Raw genomic sequence first — 22,786 nt, forward strand, 5'->3', positions numbered from 1 at the left:
TCTGTGGCACGCATCGTGCTCGTCGAGGACGACGAGACCATCGGTGACCGCCTCGCCGGGACGCTGCGGGGCCTGGGGCACGACAGCGACTGGTGCCCCGACGCCGCCTCGGCCCGGACCCGCGCGGCCCTCGGGCCGGCCGATCTGGTGCTGCTGGACCTGGGACTGCCGGACGCCGACGGCTTCGAACTCTGCCGGGAGCTTCGGGAGCTGCTGCCCGGCGCGGTCCTGGTGGTGCTGAGCGCCCGTACCGGCGAGATGGACGTCATCCAGGCGCTGGAGTCGGGCGCCGACGACTACCTCACCAAACCGTTCCGCCTCGCCGAGCTGCAGGCCCGGCTCGCCGCGCATCTGCGGCGCGCCGCGCCCGACGGCGCCGGGGCCGCCCGGCTGCTGCGGCACGGGAAGCTGGAGATCGACCGCGCGGCCCGGCGGTGTCTGACCCCCGAGGGGGAGATGGAGCTGCGGCCCAAGGAGTTCGATCTGCTGGTCCGGCTGGTGCTGGCCGGCGGGCAGGCGGTGAGCCGGGAGGAGCTGATGAGCGACGTGTGGGACGAGAACTGGTTCGGCCCCACCAAGACGCTCGACGTCCACGTCGCCGCGCTCCGCCGCAAACTGGGCGGCATGATCCGGATCACGACGCTGCGGCTCCACGGATACCGCCTCGAACCGCCGACGAGCTGACCGTGCGCCGCCGCATCCTCCAGGCGAGCGTCATCGCGGTGGTCTGCGCGGTCCTGCTGTTCTCGGTGCCGCTGGGCGTGGTCATCCTGCGGCTGTACCGGCAGGACGAGGTGCAGGACCTCCAGCAGGTGGCCGCCCGGGTGGCGGTGAACGTCCCGGCCGATCTCCGCGGCCCGTGGGATCCGCTGGAGCTGCCGCCGCTGCGGCCCGGTACGCATGTCGGGGTCTACGACTCCGAGGGCCGCCTCGTCCGGGCGTCCGGTCCGCTGCGCGCCGCCGGTCCGGCGCACGGCGATCTGCCGGTGCAAGAGGCCCTGGACGGCTCGGTCGCCTCGCACCGCGTCGGCAGCCGGGAGGTCGCCGCGGTCCCCGTGGGCACGTCGGAGCAGGTCCGGGCCGTGGTGCGGGTCAGTTTCCCGGCCGACGGGCCGCTGCGCCGGGCTGCCGTGACCTGGGCCGGGATGCTGGCGCTCGCGGCGGTGGCGGTCGGCGTCGCCGTCGCCCTGTCGTTCCGCTCCAGCCGCAGCCTGGCCCGGCCGCTGGAGGAGCTGGCGACGGCCGCGGCGCGGCTGGAGGACGGCGATCTGACGGCCCGCGCCGCCGTCACCGGGCTGCCCGAGGCGGACGACGTGGGACGGGCGCTCAACCGCGCGGCCCAGCGTGTGGCGGAGCTGCTGCGCCGGGAGCGGTCCTTCAGCGCGGACGCCTCGCACCAGCTGCGGACGGCGCTGACCCGGGTGCAGCTGGAGCTGGAGTCGGTGCCGGCCGACGCGCCGCCCGAGGTCGCGCGGGCGGCGCGGGACGCCGCGCTGGCCGCGCTGAGCGACATGGAGGCGACGCTCGGCGCGCTGCTGGACCTGGCGCGGGACGTGCCCGAGCGGGCACCGCTCGACGTGGGCGGGCTGCTGGCGGACGCGAAGCGGCGCTGGCGGGCCGAGCTGACGGCCGCGGACCGGCCGCTGCGGGTGACGGCCGAGGAGGAGCTGCCGGAGGCGGTCGGTTCGGCGCGCGCCGGGCGTCAGGTCCTCGACGTCCTGCTGGCCAACGCGGTGGCGCACGGTACGGGCGCGGTGACGGTGACCGCGCGGGACGCCTCCGGGGTCGTCGCCGTGGACGTGGCGGACGAGGGCCCCGGGCTGCCCGAGGGGCTGGACGTGTTCGCCCGCCGTCAGGAGAACTCTCCGGCCCCCGGCCACGGCATCGGGCTCGCCCTCGCCCGCTCCCTGGTCGAGGCGGAGGGCGGGCGTCTGATGGTCACCCGCCGGTCCCCGTCCGCCCGGTTCACGTGGTTGATCGCGCGGAGCTGACCGCGCGCGTGGGGCGTGAGCGGGGCGGGGCGGGGTGAGCCGCGGTGTACGGGAGGTGTGCGGGAAGGGCCGCCGGGCCCCGCCGGGGCGGGCCGTCGCCGGGCATCCCGCTCCCCCGCCGGGCGGACATCACACCCGTCCCGCGCGGGCAGGTGGCGCACATCACCCCGCTGAGCTGCGGCGATCGTCCCGTTTGCCCTTATCGTCGGCGATGACCGGTCGTGTACGTCCGTCCGTACCCATGGAGGCGGACCGCCGGTATCCGCCGCCTCCCGGTGTGGTCCGGGCAGGCGTCCTTCCCGGGCACTTTGTCCGCCGGTCCGGTCCGGCCGCCGGTTCCCGGCCCGCGGTTCGCGGTGCGCCCGGCTCTCAGCGAAGAGGATGTGCCATGCCCCGTACCCGTCTCTCCCGTCGCGCACGGGCCGCCGCCGTGGCCGCCGGTGTGCTGCTCACCGCGGTCGGCACCGCCGCGCCGGCCCTCGCCGCCACCGGGGGCGGGGCGTCCGGCGGCGCGGAGGGGTCCGCCGCCGTGGGGGGTGAGCGGGTGGTGTGCACGTCCGGGGCGCCGGGCCTCGCGGACACGCTGTCCCGGGACATCGCGGGCGCGTTCCGGGGGCGCGCGGACACCCCGGCGCTGGCCCTCTACGACGCGCCCACCCACACCAGCTGCCGGTTCCGGGCCGGTGCCGCCTTCGACTCGGCGAGTGTGGTGAAGGTGACCGTGCTCGGAGCCCTGCTGCGGCAGGCGCAGGAGGCGCACCGGCCGCTCACCGCCCGCGAGGGGAAGCTGGCCACCGCGATGATCACCCGTTCGGACAACGCCGCGACCAACGCGCTGTGGCGGCAGCTCGGGCCCGGCGGCGTCCGGCACTTCCTGACCCTGGCCGGGATGGCGCACACCGTGCCGGACGACGGGGCGGCCTGGGGGCTGACCCAGATCACCGCCGACGACCAGCTGACCCTGCTGCGGCTGCTGACCCACGACAACGACGTACTCGGGCCCGCCGCCCGCGCGTACGCCCTCGGGCTGATGCGGCACGTCGCCCCCGACCAGCGGTGGGGCGCCCCGGCCGGACATCCGGCGGACGTCACCGCGCAGGTCAAGAACGGCTGGCTGCCGCGGCCCGCCGACGGCTGGCGGGTGCACAGCGTCGGCGCCTTCACCGGCGGTGGCCACGACTACGGTCTGGCCGTCCTCTCCCGCACCAACCGCACCATGGGCTACGGCATCGCCACCATCGAGGCGGCGTCCCGCGTCATCCACCGCGACCTCGACGCCGCCACCACCTGACCGGGCCGTCCGCCCGCTCCCGGTACGCGCAGGCGGCGACGGCCCCCGGCCCGCCGAGCGGCAGATCCACCACCCGCCACGGCCCGGTCCCGGCCGGTTCCGGGCCGGCGCCGACGCGTACCTCGGCGGGCCCGGTGACGAAGCCGGTGCCGACGCCCTTGAGATACGCCTCCTTACGGGCCCAGCAGCGGGCGCAGGCGGCGGGGCGGGCGGCGGCGGTCAGCGCCGCCAGTTCCGCGCGCTCGCCGGGGTGCAGCAGCCGGGCGATCTCCACGGCGGCGGACGGGGACGGCACCGCCGCCGCGTCGACGCCCACCGGCGCGTCCCCGAAGGCGAGGAGGACGGGCCCGCCGTTCCGGGAGAGCGAGAAGTGCAGCGCCGCGTCCGCCACCCGTGGCCGGCCGTGCGGAGCGCCGCAGTGCGGACACCGCTCCCGTACGAACGTCACGTCCGCCGGGTCGCGGTGCAGGTACGCGCCGAGCAGTTCGCGCAGGAGCAGGTGGGCGGCGGTGTAGCGGAGGCGGGCGCGGGGCGGGGCGAGGGCCGCGGCGCGGCGGCGTTCGGCGGCGGCGAGGGGGGCGGTGGGGTCCGGCCCCCGGGCGCGGAGGTATCCGGCGGGGTCGGGCAGCAGCCACACCTCCGGGGGGCCCGGGGGCGGTACGGCGCCGGGGTGCGGGTCGCGGCCGAGGGTGCGGACCGCCGGGGCCCGGTTCATCCGGGGGCCTCACGGCCGCCGCCGGGGCGTGCGGGGGTGAGCGGCCGGGCGGCGGGGGCCCCGCCGCCGGTGCCCGCCGGGACGGGTGGCGGCTCCGCGCCGACCGGGGCGGCGGAGGTCCGGGCCACCACGGTCCGTGGTCCGATCCGGCCGGGCGCGCCCGTCACCGCGGGCTCGGCCGGATCGGCCGGCGAGGCGGACAGCACGGTGCCGGGCCGGTCGTGGAAGGACGACCTGATGTGTACGGTCACCCCGTAGCGGGCCGCGTACTCCACCCCGCGCAGCGCCAGCACCCGGGCGCCGCCGGCGGCCAGGCGCCGCATCGCCGGGTACGTCAGACGGCGCAGCAGGCGGGCGGCGGGGTCGGTGCGCGGGTCGGCGGTGTAGACACCGTCGACGTCGGTGCGGATCTCGCAGACGTCGGCCCCGAGGGCGGCGGCGAGGGCGATGGCCGTGGTGTCGGAGCCGCCGCGGCCCAACGTGGTGACCTCGCCGCTCTCGCGGCTGCGGCCCTGGAACCCGGCGACGAACGGGATCACCCCGCGGTCGAGCGCCTCGCGCACCCGGCGCGGTTCGACGGCGACGATGCGGGCGTCCCCGTGGGCGGTGGTCGTCCAGACCCCGGCCTGCGGGCCGGTGAACGAGCGGGCCGGGACGCCGAGCGCGACGGTGGCCATCGCGGCCAGCGCGTTCGCGATCTGCTCGCCCGCGGTCAGCACCATGTCGAGTTCGCGGGGGACGGGTTCGCAGCTCACCTCGCCCGCCAGGTGGAGGAGTTCCTCGGTGGTGGCGCCCATCGCGGAGACCACCACGACGACGTCGTGGCCCGCGTCGTGCGCCGCGACGACGCGCGCGGCGACCCGGCGGATCCGCTCCGGGCTCCCCACCGAGGTCCCGCCGTACTTCTGGACGATGAGCGCCATGACGGCTCCTTCCCGGGCGGTTTCAGAACGCGGCGCCGGGCCGGGGGCGGCAGACGGCGGTGACCGCGTCGCGGAGGATGGCGCAGGCCGTCTCGACGACCTCGGCGGTGACGTTGAGCGGCGGCAGCAGCCGGACGACGGCGTCGCCGCGGCCACCGAGTTCGGTGATCAGACCGTGCCGCAGGGCGAGCGCCTGGACGGCGGCCGCGGCCTCGGTCGCGGGCCGGCCGTCAGCGGGGTCGGCCAGTTCGACGCCGCGGATCAGGCCGCGGCCGCGGACGTCGCGGACCCAGGGGTGGTCGGCGAGCGGCGCCAGCAGTGCGGTGCACTGGCGGCCACGCGCCCGGACGTTGCCGAGGACGTCGTCGCGGCGCATGATCCGGACGGTCTCCACCCCGGCGGCGAACGCCGGCTGGTCGCCGCGGAAGGTGCCGATGTGCGCGCCCGGCTCCCAGACGTCCAGCGCCGCGTCGTAGAGGATCAGGGCGACGGGCAGGCCGACGCCGCTGAGCGCCTTCGACGCCACGATGACGTCGGGCTCGATGCCGTACTGCTCGAAAGCGAACCAGGTGCCGGTGCGGCCGCAGCCGGTCTGCACCTCGTCGGCGATCAGCGGGATGTGCAGGGCGCGGGTCAGCTCCCGGATCCGGCGGACGAAGGCGGTGCGGGCCGGGACGCTGCCGCCCTCGCCCTGGACGAGTTCGATGAGGACGGCGGCGGGCGACGGAACGCCGCTGGTGGGGTCGGTCAGGGCGCGTTCCAGCTGGTCGGCGCAGCGCCGCGAGCAGCCGTCGGGGCCGGTGCCCTCGGGGCAGCGCCCGGGGCCGCAGTACGGGAAGAAGTGGACGCCGGACATCCCGCCGGGCACCGCGTCCTTCCGGGCCACCGGGCCGCTGAGCGCCGTGGTGGCGTAGGTGGTGCCGTGGAAGGCGCCCTGGAAGGCGACGACGTCCGAGCGGCCGGTGGCGATCTGGCAGAGCTTGACGGCCGCCTCGACGGCGTTGGCGCCGGTCGGCCCGCAGAAGTGGATCTTCGTACGGTGGCGCATCCCGGGGGCCAGCATCGACAGCTGGGCCTGGGTGAAGGCGTCCTTGACCGGGGTGGGGAAGTCCAGGCCGTGGGTGAGGACGCCGAGCTGGCGGGCGGCGGCGCGCAGCAGTTCGGGGTGGTTGTGGCCGAGCGGGAGCACCCCGGCGCCGTCGAGGAAGTCGATGAAGACGTTGCCGTCGACGTCGCGGACGTACGGGCCGTCGCCGTCGGCGAGGGCGATCGGCAGATGGCGCGGGTAGACGCGGGCGGCGGACTCCCAGCGGTCCTGGCGGGCGAGGAGTTCGGCGGAGCGGGGGCCCGGCAGGTCCCCGGCGACGTGCGGGCCGGTCACCGCGCCGGACGGGGAGAAGGTGATCAAAGGGGGTGTGGTGAGCGTGGTCATGGACGGGCTCCGCGGGGGGTGGGAGGCGGTGCGGCGGGCCGGGCGCCGGGGCGGAGGGTGGCCGGGATGCCCCGCCACCGGGTCGCCGCGGGCAGCGTCTCGCCCTTCATCACCAGCGACAGGGCGTCGAGGGACGCGCCGCGGGCGACGCGGGCGTCGTAGAGGACGACGGAGCGGGTGCCCACCGAGGCGCCGCGCTCGACGGTGACGCGGTCCATCTTCATCACCCGGTCCTCGAAGAGGTGGGTCTGGAGGGAGGTGAACGGGCCGACGGCGGCGTCGTCCGCCACGCTCACCAGGTCGAACTCGGTGAGGAAGGTGGTGGCGAGCCAGACCCGGCGGCCGATGCGGGCACCGAGGAGGCGCAGCACGAACGGCGCCCAGGGCGTACCGGTCAGGAAGTTCATCACGATCGGCACCACGAGGTTCTCGTACAGCCCGGTGACCAGTTCGGTGCGGCGCACCCACATGCTCCACAGCGGCTCGACGCGGGGCCGGTAGCCGCCGACGACCAGCCATTTCACGGCCGCCGCGGCCAGTACGCAGGCCAGGCCGACGGTCATCAGCACGAGCGGCATGAGGAAGAAGAGCGCCAGCGGCGTCAGGAGCGCGGCCAGAGCCAGGCCGAGGTGGTATCCGGCGAGGACGGAGAGGAGGCCGAGGGTCGAGGGCAGCGTCACCCTGAAGTACTCGACGGCGAGGCGGGCCAGTACCCGGCCCCGGGTCGGGGCGTACGTCAGCCGTTCGGGGAAGCCGGGGCTGGCCTCGCGGTGCGGCAGGAAGATCGCGGGCGAGCCGAGCCAGGTGGTCTCGGGGGCGATCGGTTCGGCGGGGGCGACGGAGTGGACGCCGAGGAGGCTGTTCTCGCCCGTCCGGCCGCCTCCGGGCAGCAGGGCGCCGTTGCCGACGAAGCTGCGGCGGCCCACCCGCGCGGGCGCCAGGGCGAGGTGCCCGCGGTGGAAGACGGCCGGGCCCACCACGCTGACGTCGGCGAGGAAGCTCTCCGGCCCGACGTCGAGCATGTCGGGGTCGACGAAGGTGACGGTGGCGACCTCCGCCCGGTGCCCGGTGCGGGCGCCGAGGGCGCGCAGGAACGGGATGACGTAGAGGGTGGAGTAGAGCGCCTGGGTGAAGGTCAGACTCATCGCCATCATGCCGTCGCCCAGCCATTTGCGGAGCCCGAAGGCGCTGCGCTCGGGGTGGACGCCGGGGCGGGCGACGGGCAGCACCGCGCGCTTGACGGCGAGGACGGCGGCGCAGCTGGCGAGGACCGTCAGCGGCGCGGCGACCAGGACGGCGAGGACGCCCCAGCCGGTGCCGACGCCGTGGGTGACGGCGATGGTCAGCCAGGCGCCGCACTCGGTGATCAGCAGCGGCAGGAGCAGCAGGAACACCGCGCCGAGCGCGAACCCGGCCACCACCGGGGCGGGCCAGCGGCGCTCGTCCGGGCGGGCGCCGAGCTCCGCCAGCAGCGGCGGCGGGGCGTCCTGCCGGGTGGCCGGCGAGCCCGACCAGTGCTCGCCCGCCGGGACGGTGGTGTCCTCCGGGACGAGGGACTGCTCACCGACCGTGGCACCGTCGCCGAGGACCGCGCCGGGCAGCACCACACTGTTGGTGCCGATACCGCATCCGGCGCCGATCCGGACGGGCGCGAGCCGCAGCCACCCGCCCTCGACGGTGTACACCTCCACGCGGGCGCCGTAGCCGAGGGTGGTGCCCGCGCCGATCTCCACCAGCGACGGCGGTGCGATGACCATCGGCAGACGGCAGTGGCGGCCGATGCGGGCGCCGAGCAGCCGCAGCGCCGGCGGCAGCAGCGGTGAGCCGGCCACCAGCACCAGCGGCGAGAGGAGCAGCAGCTTCTGGGCCAGCCAGAACCGCAGATACATCACGCCCCAGAGCGGATACCGGCCCGGCCGCACGCCCGCCATCAGCAGCCGGCTGCCGGCCATCGGCACCACCAGCAGGGTCAGCACCAGCCACCCCGCCTCCAGCAGGATCAAGAAGGGCACCGGCAAGCTCGCGACGGTGTCCAGGGCGCTGCCCGGCAGCGGCGCGCGGACCGGCAGGTCCCAGCTGTCGCAGATCCGGTACAGCAGGACGACCGCGGCGAACGCGGGCAGCAGCAGCCAGGTGTAGACCCCGGCGACCTGCGCGAGGCCGCAGGCGAACACCCGCAGGGTGGAGTGGCGCAGCGGGGCGGGCGGCGGGGCGGAAGGCTCCGTGGCCTCCGCGGGCTCCGCGGCCGTCCGTGTGGCGTACGCGGCGAGGGAGCGGACGGTGGGGTGGGCGTAGAGGTCCCCCATGGCGAGGGCGCGCAGCTGCGGGTCCTGCCGCATCCGGGAGATCAGCCGGGCGGCGGTCATGGAGTGGCCGCCCAGGTCGCAGAAGAAGTCGTCGTCGGTGGAGACGGCGCCGCCGCCCAGGACGTCCTGCCACAGCGCGGCCATCCGGCGCTCCAGCGGGGTGCGGGGCTCAGCCCGCGGCCGGGCGCGGCGGCCCAGCGGCGGGGAGTGCGGCGCGGGGAGGGCGGCGCGGTCCACCTTGTCGGCGGTGAGCAGCGGGAAGGCGGCCAGCACCTCGACGAAGGCGGGGATCATGTACGCGGGCAGGGTGCGGCGCAGCGCCGCGTGCAGCCGCTCGCGCAGCGCGTCGTCGTCCCCGGCGCTCCCGGTTCGCCCGGTGTCCGGGGCGGGTTTCCGGGTGACGTAGCCGATCAGGTCCTGGGCGGTGCCGTCGCGTTCGCGCGGGACGACGACGGCGTTCTCGACGGCCGGGTCCTGGCGCAGCACCTCCTCGATCTCGCCCAGTTCGATGCGGTAGCCGCGGATCTTGACCTGGTTGTCGATCCGGCCCAGGTACTCGATCTCCCCGGAGGGGGCGAGACGGCCGCGGTCGCCGGTGCGGTAGATGCGGGGCGCCTCGGCGCGGTCGCCGGCCACCGGGTTGGGCCGGAAGCGGTCCTCGGTGAGGTCGGCGCGGCGGACGTAGCCGAGGGCGACGCCCGGCCCGCCGATGCAGATCTCCCCGCTCTCGCCGCGTGCGACGGGCCGCAGCGCCTCGTCGAGGAGGTAGACGCGGTAGCCGGGCAGCGGGGTGCCGATGGTGACCGGCCGGTCCGGGGTGAGTTCGGCGCAGGTCGCCGTCACCGTCGTCTCGGTCGGGCCGTACGCGTTGAGGATGCGGCGGCCGGGCCGCGACCAGCTGCGGACCAGTCCGGGCGGGCAGGCTTCGCCGCTGACCAGGAGGGTGCGCAGGGCCGGCAGTTCCGGGTCGAGGGTGGTCAGGAGGGTGGGGACGCAGCAGAGCACGGTGATCGCGCGTTCGGTGAGGAAGGCGGTCAGCGCAGGGCCGGCGCGGCGCGCCTCCTCGGGCCCGGCGACGAGGGTGGCGCCGGCCATCCAGGCGGGCCAGATCTCCTCCAGCGCGAAGTCGAAGGCGAGGGAGAGGCCCTGGTGGACACGGTCGTGGTCGGTGACGCCGTAGAGCGGGGCGGCGGCGCGGAGGAAGGCGACGATGTTGGCCCGGGAGACGGCGACGCCCTTGGGCCGTCCGGTGGTGCCGGAGGTGTAGATGACGTAGCACTCGTCGGACGGGTCGTCGGGGGCGTCGGGCCGGGTGTCCGGGGCGCGGGCGAGGGCGTCGGCGGCGCGGTCCAGGGCCAGGACGGCGCAGGGCAGCTCCCGGGTGCGGGCGTCCAGCGACGCGGTGGTGACCAGGTCGTGCAGGCCGCAGTCGGCGGCGATGAAGGCCAGCCGGTCGGCGGGGAACGCCACGTCGAGCGGGACGTAGGAGGCGCCGCTCTTGAGGACGCCCAGCAGCGCGACGTAGGTGGCGCAGGAGCGCTCCAGCAGGATGCCGACGCGGCGGCCGGGTCCGGCGCCGCGGGCGCGCAGCAGGTGGGCGAGGCGGTTGGCGCGGCGGTCCAGTTCGCGGTAGGTCAGGGTCTCGGCGGCGCATTCGACGGCGGTGTGCGAGGGGTTGCGGTCGCAGGAGAGGTCGAAGAACTCCGCCGGTCCGCCCACGTCGGGGGGTTCGGGTCCGCCGGGCCGTCGGCTGCCCTGCCCGGTGGCGGCGGAGTGTGCGGTGAACACCGGCATGAGGTCTCCCTCTCGCGAACGGCCCCCGGGCCGCCCGGGACACCACCCGGCCCGGCCCGGTTTCCCCTGACGCTGCCGATGCTACGGAGGGCCGGGCCAGGGCCGGGTGCGGTGCGGGTTAGGGCGGCGTAAACGTTCGCGGAGGCGGCGGACGGCGCCTGACGCCCGGCATGACGTGGGCGGCGCGGGGCCGCCGGAGCCGGGCCGGAACACGGAAGCGGCGCGGGCGGCGGGCGCCGGGACAACGAGGCGGGGCGCACGGCGGGCGCCGGGCGGACGGGCACGCAGCGGGCGGAGCCGGATCCGGGCCGGGCGCGGGCGTGACGGGCCCGGCGCTCTCCCGGGCCGGGCCGAACCGGGCCGGGGCCGGGGCTCCCCGGCACGGACGCGGGCGGGGCGGACGCGGGCCCTCGCCCGTACCCGCCCCGCCCGGCGCACTCCGCGCGAGCGCCCCGCCGCAGGTCAGTCCCGCGTGCCCGGGGCCCCGTCGTCGTACTCCGTGGTGCCCGCGTCGAGGAGCGGGGTGCGGGGCCGGGCGGCGGCGCGGGAGAGCCAGCGCAGGCTGTGATAGCCGGTGAGGACGATGAGCGTGCCCAGGGCGATACCGCCCAGCTCGAAGTGGTCGGTGATCTTCAGGGAGACGCCGCCGATGGCGATGACGATGCCGGCGGCCGCCGGGATGAGGTTCAGCGGCACCGTGAAGTCGACCTTGTTGCGGATCCAGATCTGCGCGCCGAGCAGGCCGATCATGCCGTAGAGGATGACGGTGATACCGCCGAGGACGCCGCCGGGGATCGCGGCGACCACCGCGCCGAACTTCGGGCACAGGCCGAAGAGCAGGGCGAAGACCGCCGCCGCCGTGTACGCCGCGGTCGAGTAGACGCGGGTCGCGGCCATCACGCCGATGTTCTCCGCGTACGTGGTGGTGGCGGGGCCGCCGACCGCCGTGGACAGGACGGTGGCGGTGCCGTCGGCGACGATCGCCATGCCCATCTTGTCGTCGAGCGGATCGCCGGTCATCTCGCCGACCGCCTTGACGTGCCCGGCGTTCTCGGCGACCAGCGCCACCAGGACGGGCAGGGCGACGAGGATCGCGGAGGCGGAGAAGTTCGGGGCGTGGAAGGTCGGCAGGCCGATCCAGTCGGCCTTGGCGACGCCGGAGAAGTCGATGCGGAAGTGATCGGTGATCTTCCCGGAGCCGTCGGCGGAGTGGAGCTGCCCGGCGGTGCGGTCCAGGGCCCACGACAGGACGTAGCCGAAGAGCAGCCCCAGGAAGATCGCGATCCGCGACCAGAACCCGCGCAGCACGACCAGTGCGAGCCCGGTGAAGAGCATCGTCGCCAGCGCCGTCCACTGATCCTGCGGCCAGTACGTCGAGGCGGTGACGGGCGCGAGGTTGAAGCCGATGAGCATGACGACCGCGCCGGTCACCGGCGGCGGCAGCACCGCGTGGATGACGCGGGCGCCCAGGACGTGGATGGCGATCCCGCAGCCGGCCAGGCAGGCGCCGACCACCAGCATCGCGCCGGTGAGGGTCCCGGCGTCACCGCCCTGCCCCGCGATGACGGCGGAGACGCCGACGAAGGAGAGGGAGGAGCCGAGGTAGCTGGGGATCCGGCCGCGCGTCATGAACATGAAGAGGAGGGTCGCCACACCGGAGGCCATGAGGGCGAGCCCCGGATCCAGCCCCATGAGCACCGGCGCGACGAAACACGCCCCGATCATCGAGACGACGTGCTGGGCGCCGAGCCCGATCGTCCGCCCCCAGGTGAGGCGCTCGCCGGGTCTGACCACCTCCCCCGGCTCCAGGTGACGCCCGTCGCCATGCAGCTTCCACCCGAAACCAGCCATGATCACTCTCCACCTCTGCGACGCCCTGCACGTCACAGAGCCGAGGTGATTCATAGTCGAACGATCGCTTCTGGACAAACTGAACGCGGGAAGCGTACGGGTGCAGCCGGGGTGGTACGCCGCACGGCGGGTGGTCCGGGGCGCCCCCGGACCACCCGCCGCGGATCAGTGGCCGAACCGCTTCACGGCCTGGTAGTACGTCCACGCGAGCGCGTCGCAGGAGTTCTTCTTGGCGCCGGTGTAGCGCGTGCAGACCCGGCGCAGATCCGTGTGGAACATGGTGTCGAGGCGGGGCTTGTTCGCCGCGAAGGTACCGGCCGCCTTGTAGTTGCGGTAGCCGAAGTCGTGGTGGGCGCAGGACATCCGGAACGGGAAGCCGAACGGGTTGTCGGGCGAGGAGGAGCAGTAGTCGGTGGACCAGTCGAAGCCGTACGCGGACCACTTCGCCCGGTGCGCGCGGGCGTCGGCCCACTGCGTGTAGCTCGCCGGGCCGGTCTGCGTCCAGCGCGCGAGCACCTGGGGCTTGTCGGCCGGTACGGCCTGGGCGGGGGCCGCCGCGACCAGGGTCGCGGACAGAGCCAGAAGCGGGGCGGTCAGTGCGGCGATGCGCCGTCGGAACATGCCAACCTCCGGTGTCCGGCGCCACGTTGGCGCGCGAGGCGCCCCCGTGCGCCGGAAGTATGCGGTTCTCAAGGGCCGTTGCCCTCCCCGCCGCGGCGGCCGCGGTCACAAGAGGGCGCGCCGGTAATTACCCCGTTCCGGTCAAAGCCACACAGGATCCCGCATTGTTCGCCCGTACGGTGCCACGCTGACCCGATGACGACCACTCAGCGACGCGCCATCGCCGTCCCGCCCGCGCGCGGGGCCCGCGGTCCGGCTGCCGTCCGTGCGCGGCTGCGGGCGACGGCGAACGCCCTGCCGGACGGCGACGGCGTGGCCGTCTTCACCCGCGCCGCGCTCGCGGCGGCGCGGCGGACGCGGGCGGCGGGCCCGTTCGCGGGAGCGGCGGGCGCGGGCGAGCTGGAGCTGCGGCTGATCCGGCGGTTCGCGGCGGCGGTGGACGCGGCGGCCGTCGGGCTGCCGGTCCCGGCGTGCTGGCGGCCGCTGTTCCAGCTGCGCCACCATCCGGGCGTCCGTCCGCTGCAGTTCGCACTGGCCGGGATCAACGCGCAGGTCGGGCACGATCTGGTGCTCGCGGTGGTCGATGCCGCCCAGGCGCTGGGGTGTGAACCGTCCTGGCTGGAGGGCGAGTTCGACCGGCTGGGGGCGGCGCTCGCCGGCCTGGAGGAGTACGCCCGCGACCACCTCGCGCCCGGCCCCGAGGCGCTGGACGTCACCGATCCGCTGACGTATCTGGCCGGGGCGTGGAGTCTGGAGCGGGCGCGGGAGAGCGCGTGGGCGGCGGCGCGGATGCTGTGGGGCGTCCGGCGGGTGCCGGAGTTCGCGCGGGAGTGCGCCGAGCGGCTGGACGCCGGCACCGGCCTGGTGGGCCGCTGCCTGCTGACGCCGCTGGGCTGACACGCCACCGCCCGGACCGTTGGGCGGACGGTCCGGGCGGGGCGGTTCGGGGCCTCCGGACGGGCCGGACCTCCGGAAGAGGGCGGGCCTTCCCGAAGAGGTCAGTCCTCCGGGAGTTCGACCGGCGCGATGGTGTCGTAGACGTCGCCGGGACCGGGGTTGGTGGCGTCGGTGGCGCCGCCGAAGTGGTGCATGACCCCCCACACCGCGTTCAGCGCGGTCTGCACGGCGCCCTCGGCCCAGCCCGCCGTCCAGGAGATGTCGTCCCCGGCGAGGAAGAGCCCGCGCTTGTCCTCGGGGAGGCGGTCCTGCATGAAGTGGGTGAACAGCCGCCGCTGGTAGCGGTAGTGGCCGGGCAGGTTGGCCTTGAACGCGCCCATGAAGTAGGGCTCGTTCTCCCAGGAGACGGTGACCGGGTTGCCGATGATGTGCTTGCGGATGTCGACCTTGGGATAGATCTCGGCCAGCGACTTCAGCATGACCTCCATCCGCTCGCCCGCGTCCAGCGGCAGCCACTTGAGGCTGTCGTCGCACCAGGTGTACGAGAGGCAGATGACGGCGGGCGCGTCGGGGCCGTTGTCGAGGAGGTAGGTGCCGCGGGTCATCCGGTCGGTGAGCGTCATCGACATGACGTCCCGGCCCGTCTCCTCGTCCTTGTCCAGCCAGAACGGCCGGTCCACCGGCACGAACAGCTTGGACGACTCCATGTAGTGGGTGCGCTCCACCGCCGTCCAGTGGTCGATGGGCAGCAGCGCGTCATCGCAGGCGATCTTCGACAGCAGCATCCAGGACTGCGCGGTGAAGACCGCCGCCTCGTACGTGCGGATGTCACCGGCGGCGTCGGTGACGGTGATGCGGTTGCCGGCGGTGCGGTGCAGCCGGGTCACGGCGGGGCGGGGCGCGCCGCCGTGCAGCGAGGCGAGGGAGGTGCCCGGCGCCCAGTGGAGGATCTTGCCGGGCTCGCGCTCCCACAGGCGCAGCGGGAGCTGCTGGCTGCCGCCGACGATGCCGCGGTGGTGGTCGTCCGCCTCGGTGTAGACGACGCGCAGGATCTCCAGGATGGAGTTGGGGAAGTCGGTGTCCCAGCCGCCGGTGCCGAAGCCGACCTGCCCGAAGATCTCCCGGTGGCGGAAGGACTTGAACGCCTCGGAGTCGCAGAGGAAGCCGTAGAAGGTCTGGTTGTCGAGCTTCGCCACGAGGCGGGACCAGATCTCCCGGATGCGGGGCACGTCCCGCTCGCGCAGGGCGCGGTTCATGTCGGAGAAGTCCGCGCCCTCCTCCAGGCAGGCGTTCCAGGCGTCCATGACCTGGTGGTAGACCTCGGGCAGGTCCTCGACGGTGCGGGCGTAGTGCGACTCGCCCTTGAGGTCGACGACGGTCGAGGGGGTGTCGGGGGCCAGCGGGTTGGGGAACGGCCGGGTCGTCAGGCCCACCAGGTCGATGTAGTGCTGGAGGGCGGTGGACGACGGCGGGAAGCGCATCGCGCCCATCTCGGCGGTCAGTGAGGGGTCGCAGCCCTCGAAGCCGACGGTGCGCAGCCGCCCGCCGATCTCGTCCGCCTCGTAGACGACGGGCCTCAGGCCCATCTTCATCAGCTCGTAGGCGGTGACGATGCCGGAGAGTCCGCCGCCGATGACGGCGACCTCCTTGCCGTGCTCGGTCGCCGGGACCTGGCCGAGGCCCGCCGGGTGCGCGAGGAAGTCGTCGTACGCGTACGGGAAGTCCGGGCCGAACATGGTGATCGGCGGCTGGGCGTCCGCGTGGTGGGCGGCGGTGGGCACCGTGGACGTCATCGGGTACGGCTCCTTGCAGGGCGGGGTGGAACGGGGGTGCGGGAGGTGGGGCGGGGCGGCGGGCCCCGGTGCGGCGGGTGCCGGGGTCAGCCGAGGGTGCCGTACAGCTCCGGGCGCCGGTCGGCGAGGTAGGGGTTGCCGTCCCGGGAGGCTCGCAGGAAGGCGGTGTCCGCCTCGGCGGTGATCAGCTGTTCCCCGTGTCCGGCGCGGGCGCGGACGATGCCGTCGGGCCCGGCCAGGCAGCTCAGCCCGACGAACTCGAAGGCGCCCTCCGGCCCGGTGCGGTTGACGTACGCGACGTACAGCTGGCTCTCGAAGGCGCGCACCGGGACGACCGACTCGGCGACGAACTGGAAGGGGTGCATCTGCGCGGTGGGCACCAGCAGCAGGTCCGTGCCGGCCAGCGCGTGCGCCCGGACGTTCTCCGGGAACTCCACGTCGTAGCAGATCAGCAGCCCGATGCGGAGGCCGTCCAGCTCCGCCTGGACGACCGGTTCGGTGCCCGGCGTGAAGTGCGCGTGCTCGAAGTCGCCGAAGAGGTGCGTCTTGCGGTACGTGGCGAGCCGGGCGCCGTCGGGGCCGGTGAGCTGGACGGAGTTGTACACCTCGGGCCCCTCGGGGGCGCGCTCGGGATAGCCGTACGCGATGGCGATACGGTGCGCCGCGGCGATCTCGGAGACCCGGCGGGCGGCGGGCCCGTGGGCGGTCTCGGCCAGGCGGTGGAGGTCGTCGCCGATGGCGTAGCCGGTGACGAACAGCTCGGAGGTGACCAGCAGCCCGGCACCGGAAGCGGCCGCGTCACGCGCGGCGGCTTCGAGGAGCGCCAGGTTGTACGCCGGGTCGCCGGGCCTGCCCGAACTCTGGAACAGGGCGGTGCGCAGCGACGACATGGGACCCCTCGGCGGACGGTTCGCGGTGGACGCATTGACCGTACGGGCCCGCGCTGACCTGCGACAAGGCGCCTCCGTTGCGTCCCGCTGAGCGATTTGTTGCGCGTATCGGGGGCGGGGCGGCGATTCGTTGCGAGGGTGGTTTCGGGGGGGGCGCCGGGGGCCCGTCGAGAGCTGTGGGCCTGCGGAGCCGGGCCGCGCGGCGGGCCGTCACGCACCCGGGCCCGGTGGCCGGGCCGAAGCCGTGGCCACCGGGCCCGGAGGGGCGTCCGCGCTCAGCCCGGCGAGCCGGAACTGAACCGGCGCAGCAGCGGCGAGAGGACGAGGACGGACTTGGTGCGCTCCACGAACGGCTCGCCCGCGATGCGTTCCAGGACGCGCTCGAAGTGGCGCATGTCGGCGGCGAAGACCTGGACGAGGGCGTCCGCGTCACCGGTGACGGTGGAGGCGGACGCCACTTCCGGGTAGCGCGACAGACCGCGGTGGATCGCCTCGGGCGAGGTGTTGCGGCTGCAGTACAGCTCGATGTAGCCCTCGGTCTCCCAGCCCAGCGCCGCCGGATCGACCCGCACCGTGAAGCCGGTGATGGCGCCCTCGGCCCGCAGCCGGTCCACCCGGCGTTTGACCGCCGGGGCGGAGAGCCCGACCTCCTGGCCGATGTCGGCGTAGCTGCGCCGGGCGTCCTCGGCGAGGGCGTGGACGATGCGTTCGTCGAGGTCGTTCAGTCGCACTGCGGGTGGATCACTTCTCTGACGGGGCCAGCCGGGAGCGGCGCATGCCGTACCCGAAGTAGACCACAAGGCCGACGGCCATCCAGATCCCGAAGACCGCCCAGGTCACCGGGGAGAGGCTGCCCATCATGTAGACGCACAGGAGGAAGCCGACCGCCGGGAAGAGCGGCGAGAGCGGCGTACGGAACGAGCGGGGCATCTCGGGACGGGTCCGGCGCAGCACGATCACCGCGACGTTGACGAGGGCGAACGCGAAGAGCGTGCCGATGCTGGTGGCGTCGGCGAGCTGGCCGAGCGGTACGGCCGCGGCGAGCACTCCGCAGAACAGCGAGACGATGACGGTGTTGGCGCGCGGCGCCCCGGACTTCGGGTGCACCTTGGAGAACACCCGGGGCACCAGCCCGTCGCGGGACATCGCGAAGAGGATGCGGGTCTGGCCGTAGAGCACGGTCAGCACCACGCTGGCGATGGCGACGACCGCGCCGGCGGCCAGCAGCACCGCCCAGACGTCCTGCCCGGTGACCTCCTTGAGGATCCCGGCGAGCGCCGCCTCCGAGCCCTTGAACCGCTGCCAGGGCAGCGCACCCACCGCGACGGCGGCGACCAGGCAGTACAGCGTGGTGACGATGAGCAGCGACAGCATGATCGCGCGCGGCAGGTCGCGCTGCGGGTTCCGCGCCTCCTCCCCCGCGGTGGAGGCGGCGTCGAAGCCGATGTACGAGAAGAAGAGGGTGGCTCCGGCGGCGCTGACGCCCGCCATGCCCATCGGCATGAAGTTCGCGTAGTTGCCGGACTTCACGCCCTGGAGCGCGACGCCGCAGAAGAGCAGCAGCGCGACGATCTTGACGGCGACCATGATCGTGTTGGCGCGGGCGCTCTCCTTGGCGCCGCCCAGCAGGAAGACCATGGCGAGCATCACGACCAGCAGCGCCGGCAGGTTGAAGATCCCGCCGCCGCCCGGCGGCTGGGAGAGCGCGTCGGGGATGGTGACGCCGATCGTCCCGGACAGCAGCTCGTTGAGGTACTGCCCCCAGCCCACCGCGACCGCCGCGACGGAGACCCCGTACTCCAGGATCAGACACCAGCCGCAGACCCAGGCGACCAGCTCACCGAGGGTGGCGTAGGCGTACGAGTAGGACGAGCCGGAGACCGGGATGGTGCCGGCCAGCTCCGCGTAGGAGAGCGCCGAGAAGAGCGCGGTGATACCGGCGATGACGAAGGAGAGGATCACGGCAGGTCCGGCGTCGGGCACCGCCTCGCCGAGGACGACGAAGATGCCGGTCCCGAGGGTGGCGCCGATGCTGATCATCGTCAGCTGCCACATGCCCATCGAGCGGCGCAGTGAGCCGCCCTCGCCCTGCCCGCCCTCGGCGACGAGCCGTTCGACGGGCTTGCGCCGCATCAACCGGGTACCGAGGCCACCCGCGAACGGGGGCCGGGGATCGCTGCCCCCGGGGGACGCGCCGTGCTCCAACACTGGGGTGGCTCCTTCATCGCTGCCGGTCGGGGAACGAGGGACGGTGACCGGCGGCGGTCGGCATGCGGGCAGGCGGAACGCACCCGCAGCAGGAGACCGCCGAGCAGACGGTCCCCGCCACTCCACGTACAGCGCTTGACCTTACGGCCCGGCCCTGACCTGCCGTAATGCAGGTTCCTTGCGCAACCACGGCGGAACGTTGCGCACCGCGCGTGGCCCCGGTGGTTCGTTGCGCGCCCACCACCCGATCGTACGGGCGCCGCCCGCCACCACGCGCGCCGGGCGTGGCCTGCGCGAACGCCGCGGGGGCCCCGTGCCGGAACGTTCCGGCACGTGGCCCCCGCGGGACGGAAGGAGGTCAGCTCCAGCTGTCGTGGAGCGGCTTGCCCTCGGCGTAACCGGCGGCGCTCTGCACCCCGACCACGGCCTTCTCGGCGAACTCGGCGAGCGAGGCGGCGCCCGCGTAGGTGCAGGAGCTGCGGACGCCCGCGATGATCGAGTCGATCAGGTCCTCGACACCGGGGCGCGCCGGGTCGACGAACATCCGCGAGGTGGAGATGCCCTCCTCGAAGAGCGCCTTACGGGCCCGGTCGTACGCCGACTCCTCGCTGGTGCGGTTGCGCACCGCGCGGGCCGAGGCCATGCCGAAGCTCTCCTTGTACGGACGGCCGTCGGCGGTGTGCTGGAGGTCGCCGGGCGACTCCAGGGTGCCGGCGAACCACGAGCCGATCATGACGTTGGAGGCGCCGGCGGCCAGCGCCATCGCCACATCGCGGGGGTGGCGCACCCCGCCGTCGGCCCAGACGTGCTTGCCGTACTTCTTCGCCTCGGCGGCGCATTCGAGGACCGCGGAGAACTGCGGGCGGCCCACGCCGGTCATCATCCGGGTGGTGCACATCGCGCCCGGCCCGACACCGACCTTGATGATGTCCGCGCCGGCCTCGATCAGATCGCGGACGCCCCCGGCGGCGACGATGTTGCCCGCCACGATCGGGACCTGCGGGTCCAGCGCCCGGACGGCCCGGACCGCGCTGATCATGGACTCCTGGTGGCCGTGGGCGGTGTCCACGACGAGGGTGTCCACCCCGGCGTCGAGCAGCGCCTTCGCCTTACCGGCCACATCGCCGTTGATACCGACGGCGGCGGCGATCCGCAGCTTGCCGTCGGCGTCGGTGGCGGGGGTGTAGAGGGTGGCGCGGAGCGCGCCCTTGCGGGTGAGGATGCCGACCAGCATGCCGTCCTCGTCGACCGCGGGCGCCAGCTTGCGGTTGGCGGCGTCCAGGCGGTTGAACGCCTCGCGCGGGTCGATGTCGGCGTCCAGGACCAGCAGGTCCTTGGACATGACCTCGGAAACCTGCGTGAAGCGGTCGACCCCGGCGAGGTCGTGCTCGGTGACGACGCCGAGCGGCCGGCCGCCCTCGACGACGATGCCCGCGCCGTGCGCCCGCTTGGGCAGCAGCGACAGCGCGTCGGCGACGGTCGCGACGGGCGACAGCACGATCGGCGTGTCCAGCACCAGATGGCGGCGCTTTATCCAGGTGACGACGTCGGTGACGACCTCGATCGGGATGTCCTGCGGGATGACGACGAGCCCGCCGCGGCGGGCCACGGTCTCGGCCATCCGGCGGCCGGCGATGGCGGTCATGTTGGCGACCACCAGCGGGATCGTGGTGCCGCTGCCGTCCGGCGAGGCGAGGTCCACGCCCTGCCGGGAGCCGACGGCCGAGCGGCCGGGCACCATGAACACATCGTCGTACGTCAGGTCGTACGGCACCGAAGAACACTCTTCGAGGGCACCGTTCTTCGGGTTCAGGAATCGCATACCGCCAGGATACGGGCCGCCACCTGCGGTGATGCGATCATCCGACAGTCCGCCGCGGCGGGCTGTACGAAGCGACGAAACGGTGGCCGGTCAGTCCGCGGCGGGCCGGGCCGGCCCCCGGGTGAGGATCACCGCGAGGCCGGTGTCCGTGTCGCGCCAGTGGGCCACCGCGTCGGCGATGACGTTCTCGACGACGTGCCAGTCCTCGGGTGCGGCGGCCGCGAACTCCTGCCAGCCGGTGATCACCAGCAGCCGCCCGTGGCCTGCCGGGCACCACGACAGATCGGTCAGACAGTCGGCCAGCGCGTCCCAGTTGTGCCCGAACCACTCGGGAAAGCCCAGCTCACGGGCGCAGAGGTCGAGAAAGCCGGCCTTGTCCCGGACACCGGCGAGGTCGAGGCCGGCGCCCTGCCAACCGGCGGCGGCGGCCGCGGCGAGCGCGTCGGCCACCGGACGGCCGGCGGGCCAGGACAGCACGCCGGGCGGGGTGGTGCCGCCGAGGACAGCCGCCAGCGACCGCGGCACGGGGGCGGTCACCGCAGCACCGCCTTGAAGGTCCGGTAGTGATCGGCGGTGTAGTAGATCTCGTGGTGCTCACCGGTGATCAGCCGCCGCGCACCGCGGTCCCGGGCGCCCGGCGTGGGCACCGTGAACTCGTGGTAGTACCCCCGGGCCTGCCGCGGCAGCCGCTTTTCGTAGTTGCCGAAGACGGTGCCGTCCTTGCGGTACGGGTACGGGCCCCCGGCGTCGATCAGCCGCAGCGTCCGCTGCGCCTCGTTCGGCAGCTGCCGCTCCGGGACGGTCGCCATCCCGTCGGCCCACCCCGGCGTCCCGGCCGGACGCGAGGCGGCGGTACGGGTGGCGGACGGCCCCGGGGAGGAGGCGGACGAGGCGTGGCCCGGACCGCATCCGGTCAGGGCCAGCAGCAGCCCGGAGAGCAGCGCCGCGAGGGCGGCGGCCGCCGGACGGACGGAGAAACGGATCTTCATGCGCCGATGCTGTCACAGCGGACGCCGGGGTGCCGCGCCGGTTCCGCCGCCGCGGTACGGACCCCTCGGACACGCGGCACGGGAGCGCGGCGGCCGGGCGCCCGTCCGGGTACGGGCGGCGCTCCCGTGGACGCGCGGGGCCCGGGGCCACCGGCCGGCACCGCGCCGGGCCGCCCCCGGGCGGCGGGCTCAGGCTCCGTCCGGGTCCGCCCGCTCCAGCGCCGGGCGCGGGCCGGGCCCCGTCTCCAGCAGCAGGTGATCGGCGGCGGCGGTGTCCGTGACCAGGCTGGTGACCAGGCCGGAGCGGAGCACCGCGCCGATCGCGGCGGCCTTGCGGCGCCCGCCCGCGATGGCGACGACCTCGGGGATCCGGCGCAGCCGGTCCGCCTCGACGGTGATGCACCGCTCGCCCAGATCGCGGCCGATCCGGCGGCCCTCGGCGTCGAAGAGGTGCGCGGACATCTCGGCGGCGGCGCCCAGCGAGGCGTAGTGCGCGCGCTCGTCCTCGCTCAGCATGTCGTAGACGGTCGAGACGCCGGGCTCCCAGGAGCCGATGGAGACACAGGCGACGGTGACCTTGTCGAAGTAGTCGAACGCGCGGGCGATGCCGGTCTGGCCACGCAGCGCGGCGGCGGTCGCCGGGTCCGGCAGCAGCATCGGCGCGTAGATCGGGTGCGCCTCGCCGCCGGAGACGTCGGCGGCCCGGCGGACCGCCTCGACGGAGCCGCGGTCGGCGGTCCCCGCGTCGTAGACGCCGGTGAGCTGGACGACGGTGCACGGCGGGAGGCGGTGCAACGCGGCGGCCATGTGGATGGTGGAGCGGCCCCAGGCCAGGCCCAGCACATCGCCCTCGGTGACCAGCTCGCCGAGCAGGTCGGCGGCGACCTCGCCGAGGTTCTCCGGGTCGGCGGCGTCCTCGGAGGCATCGGCCGGGGACTCGACGACGACGGCGTGCCGCAGGCCGTAGCGGGCACGCAGCGCGTCGGAGCGTTCGGCGTCCAGCTCGGACGGCACCCGGATCTCGATCCGTACGAGATCACGCTCCAGCGCGGTCTCCAGCACCCGGGCGACCTTGAAACGGCTGACGCCGAACTCCTCGGCGATCTGGATCTTGGACTTGCCCTCCAGATAGAAACGGCGGGCCATGGCCGCGGCCTGCACCAGCTCGGCGGGGCCCATACCGGACTGCGGGCGGCTGGCTACCACGAAAATCTCCCCTGCTGCGCATCTGATCGAGTCTTTGCTCATCCTTGCAGAAACCCA

General features: G+C 74.6%; 18 protein-coding genes. 4 read left to right on the forward strand and 14 right to left on the reverse strand.

Going from position 1 to position 22,786, the window contains the following annotated elements; genetic code table 11:
• Positions 1–3: 3 nt before the first annotated feature.
• The 3 genes from ACZ4M8_RS14865 to ACZ4M8_RS14875 all read left to right on the forward strand — a co-directional run bounded on the left by ACZ4M8_RS14865 (position 4) and on the right by ACZ4M8_RS14875 (position 3,282).
• The gene (locus ACZ4M8_RS14865; protein ID WP_467607058.1) at positions 4–684 is read left to right on the forward strand and encodes a response regulator transcription factor; all 681 of its coding nucleotides are present in this window, start codon (positions 4–6) and stop codon (positions 682–684) included.
• Between the two features lie 2 nt (positions 685–686).
• Entirely contained in the window at positions 687–1,991 is a 1,305-nt protein-coding gene (locus ACZ4M8_RS14870; RefSeq protein ID WP_467607061.1) for a sensor histidine kinase, read from the forward strand.
• 388 nt (positions 1,992–2,379) lie between these two features.
• Complete coding sequence (locus tag ACZ4M8_RS14875) at positions 2,380–3,282, forward strand: serine hydrolase (protein ID WP_467607062.1); 903 nt, start codon at positions 2,380–2,382, stop codon at positions 3,280–3,282.
• On the opposite strand, the gene ACZ4M8_RS14880 is transcribed toward ACZ4M8_RS14875, so the two are convergent.
• The 6 genes from ACZ4M8_RS14880 to ACZ4M8_RS14905 form a co-directional block, all read right to left on the reverse strand.
• The gene (locus ACZ4M8_RS14880) at positions 3,248–3,997 is read right to left on the reverse strand and encodes a 4'-phosphopantetheinyl transferase family protein (RefSeq protein ID WP_467607063.1); all 750 of its coding nucleotides are present in this window, start codon (positions 3,995–3,997) and stop codon (positions 3,248–3,250) included. The genes ACZ4M8_RS14875 and ACZ4M8_RS14880 overlap by 35 nt on opposite strands.
• Positions 3,994–4,920, reverse strand: a complete 927-nt coding sequence (locus tag ACZ4M8_RS14885; protein WP_467607066.1) for an aspartate kinase — start codon at positions 4,918–4,920, stop codon at positions 3,994–3,996. Before ACZ4M8_RS14885 ends, ACZ4M8_RS14880 begins: the two co-directional genes overlap by 4 nt.
• A 22-nt stretch (positions 4,921–4,942) precedes the next feature.
• Positions 4,943–6,352, reverse strand: coding sequence for an aspartate aminotransferase family protein (locus tag ACZ4M8_RS14890; protein ID WP_467607067.1), 1,410 nt, complete (start codon positions 6,350–6,352; stop codon positions 4,943–4,945).
• Positions 6,349–10,452 carry a Pls/PosA family non-ribosomal peptide synthetase gene (locus ACZ4M8_RS14895; protein WP_467607070.1) on the reverse strand — a complete coding sequence of 1,368 codons (4,104 nt, stop codon included), beginning with the start codon at positions 10,450–10,452 and terminating at the stop codon, positions 6,349–6,351. Before ACZ4M8_RS14895 ends, ACZ4M8_RS14890 begins: the two co-directional genes overlap by 4 nt.
• 462 nt (positions 10,453–10,914) lie before the next feature.
• Positions 10,915–12,303 carry a uracil-xanthine permease family protein gene (locus ACZ4M8_RS14900; RefSeq protein WP_467607071.1) on the reverse strand — a complete coding sequence of 463 codons (1,389 nt, stop codon included), beginning with the start codon at positions 12,301–12,303 and terminating at the stop codon, positions 10,915–10,917.
• Between the two features lie 165 nt (positions 12,304–12,468).
• The gene (locus ACZ4M8_RS14905) at positions 12,469–12,924 is read right to left on the reverse strand and encodes a phospholipase (RefSeq protein ID WP_467607073.1); all 456 of its coding nucleotides are present in this window, start codon (positions 12,922–12,924) and stop codon (positions 12,469–12,471) included.
• Between the two features lie 195 nt (positions 12,925–13,119).
• Here ACZ4M8_RS14905 and ACZ4M8_RS14910 point away from each other — a divergent pair, with 195 nt between their 5' ends.
• Complete coding sequence (locus tag ACZ4M8_RS14910; protein WP_467607074.1) at positions 13,120–13,821, forward strand: DUF5995 family protein; 702 nt, start codon at positions 13,120–13,122, stop codon at positions 13,819–13,821.
• 101 nt (positions 13,822–13,922) lie between these two features.
• On the opposite strand, the gene ACZ4M8_RS14915 is transcribed toward ACZ4M8_RS14910, so the two are convergent.
• The 8 genes from ACZ4M8_RS14915 to ACZ4M8_RS14950 all read right to left on the reverse strand — a co-directional run bounded on the left by ACZ4M8_RS14915 (position 13,923) and on the right by ACZ4M8_RS14950 (position 22,702).
• Entirely contained in the window at positions 13,923–15,614 is a 1,692-nt protein-coding gene (locus ACZ4M8_RS14915; protein ID WP_467607075.1) for a flavin monoamine oxidase family protein, read from the reverse strand.
• 86 nt (positions 15,615–15,700) lie between these two features.
• Positions 15,701–16,504 carry a carbon-nitrogen hydrolase family protein gene (locus ACZ4M8_RS14920; protein WP_467607077.1) on the reverse strand — a complete coding sequence of 268 codons (804 nt, stop codon included), beginning with the start codon at positions 16,502–16,504 and terminating at the stop codon, positions 15,701–15,703.
• Between the two features lie 275 nt (positions 16,505–16,779).
• Positions 16,780–17,235 (reverse strand): Lrp/AsnC family transcriptional regulator, encoded by a 456-nt coding sequence (locus ACZ4M8_RS14925; RefSeq protein ID WP_399093924.1) that lies wholly within the window; start codon positions 17,233–17,235, stop codon positions 16,780–16,782.
• 10 nt (positions 17,236–17,245) lie between these two features.
• Positions 17,246–18,712 (reverse strand): amino acid permease, encoded by a 1,467-nt coding sequence (locus tag ACZ4M8_RS14930; protein WP_467607079.1) that lies wholly within the window; start codon positions 18,710–18,712, stop codon positions 17,246–17,248.
• A gap of 358 nt (positions 18,713–19,070) precedes the next feature.
• The gene (locus ACZ4M8_RS14935) at positions 19,071–20,534 is read right to left on the reverse strand and encodes a GuaB1 family IMP dehydrogenase-related protein (RefSeq protein WP_467607082.1); all 1,464 of its coding nucleotides are present in this window, start codon (positions 20,532–20,534) and stop codon (positions 19,071–19,073) included.
• 90 nt (positions 20,535–20,624) lie between these two features.
• Positions 20,625–21,071 (reverse strand): barstar family protein, encoded by a 447-nt coding sequence (locus tag ACZ4M8_RS14940; protein WP_467607084.1) that lies wholly within the window; start codon positions 21,069–21,071, stop codon positions 20,625–20,627.
• A complete protein-coding gene (locus tag ACZ4M8_RS14945; protein WP_467607085.1) occupies positions 21,068–21,523 on the reverse strand; it encodes a guanyl-specific ribonuclease in 456 nt (151 codons plus the stop codon). Before ACZ4M8_RS14945 ends, ACZ4M8_RS14940 begins: the two co-directional genes overlap by 4 nt.
• A 189-nt stretch (positions 21,524–21,712) precedes the next feature.
• On the reverse strand, positions 21,713–22,702 hold the full coding sequence (locus ACZ4M8_RS14950) for a sugar-binding transcriptional regulator (protein WP_467608025.1): 990 nt from the start codon (positions 22,700–22,702) through the stop codon (positions 21,713–21,715).
• Positions 22,703–22,786: the final 84 nt, after the last annotated feature.

The organism is Streptomyces sp. NPDC027185 (genome assembly GCF_055567035.1).

Coding starts and splice junctions, on each gene's coding strand:
- ACZ4M8_RS14950 (WP_467608025.1), bottom strand. CDS start 22,702: ATGGGCCCCGCCGAGCTGGTGCAGGCCGCGGCCATGGCCCGCCGTTTC.
- ACZ4M8_RS14905 (WP_467607073.1), bottom strand. CDS start 12,924: ATGTTCCGACGGCGCATCGCCGCACTGACCGCCCCGCTTCTGGCTCTG.
- ACZ4M8_RS14880 (WP_467607063.1), bottom strand. CDS start 3,997: ATGAACCGGGCCCCGGCGGTCCGCACCCTCGGCCGCGACCCGCACCCC.
- ACZ4M8_RS14935 (WP_467607082.1), bottom strand. CDS start 20,534: ATGCGATTCCTGAACCCGAAGAACGGTGCCCTCGAAGAGTGTTCTTCG.
- ACZ4M8_RS14945 (WP_467607085.1), bottom strand. CDS start 21,523: ATGAAGATCCGTTTCTCCGTCCGTCCGGCGGCCGCCGCCCTCGCGGCG.
- ACZ4M8_RS14895 (WP_467607070.1), bottom strand. CDS start 10,452: ATGCCGGTGTTCACCGCACACTCCGCCGCCACCGGGCAGGGCAGCCGA.
- ACZ4M8_RS14875 (WP_467607062.1), top strand. CDS start 2,380: ATGCCCCGTACCCGTCTCTCCCGTCGCGCACGGGCCGCCGCCGTGGCC.
- ACZ4M8_RS14885 (WP_467607066.1), bottom strand. CDS start 4,920: ATGGCGCTCATCGTCCAGAAGTACGGCGGGACCTCGGTGGGGAGCCCG.
- ACZ4M8_RS14920 (WP_467607077.1), bottom strand. CDS start 16,504: ATGTCGTCGCTGCGCACCGCCCTGTTCCAGAGTTCGGGCAGGCCCGGC.
- ACZ4M8_RS14910 (WP_467607074.1), top strand. CDS start 13,120: ATGACGACCACTCAGCGACGCGCCATCGCCGTCCCGCCCGCGCGCGGG.
- ACZ4M8_RS14915 (WP_467607075.1), bottom strand. CDS start 15,614: ATGACGTCCACGGTGCCCACCGCCGCCCACCACGCGGACGCCCAGCCG.
- ACZ4M8_RS14900 (WP_467607071.1), bottom strand. CDS start 12,303: ATGGCTGGTTTCGGGTGGAAGCTGCATGGCGACGGGCGTCACCTGGAG.
- ACZ4M8_RS14890 (WP_467607067.1), bottom strand. CDS start 6,352: ATGACCACGCTCACCACACCCCCTTTGATCACCTTCTCCCCGTCCGGC.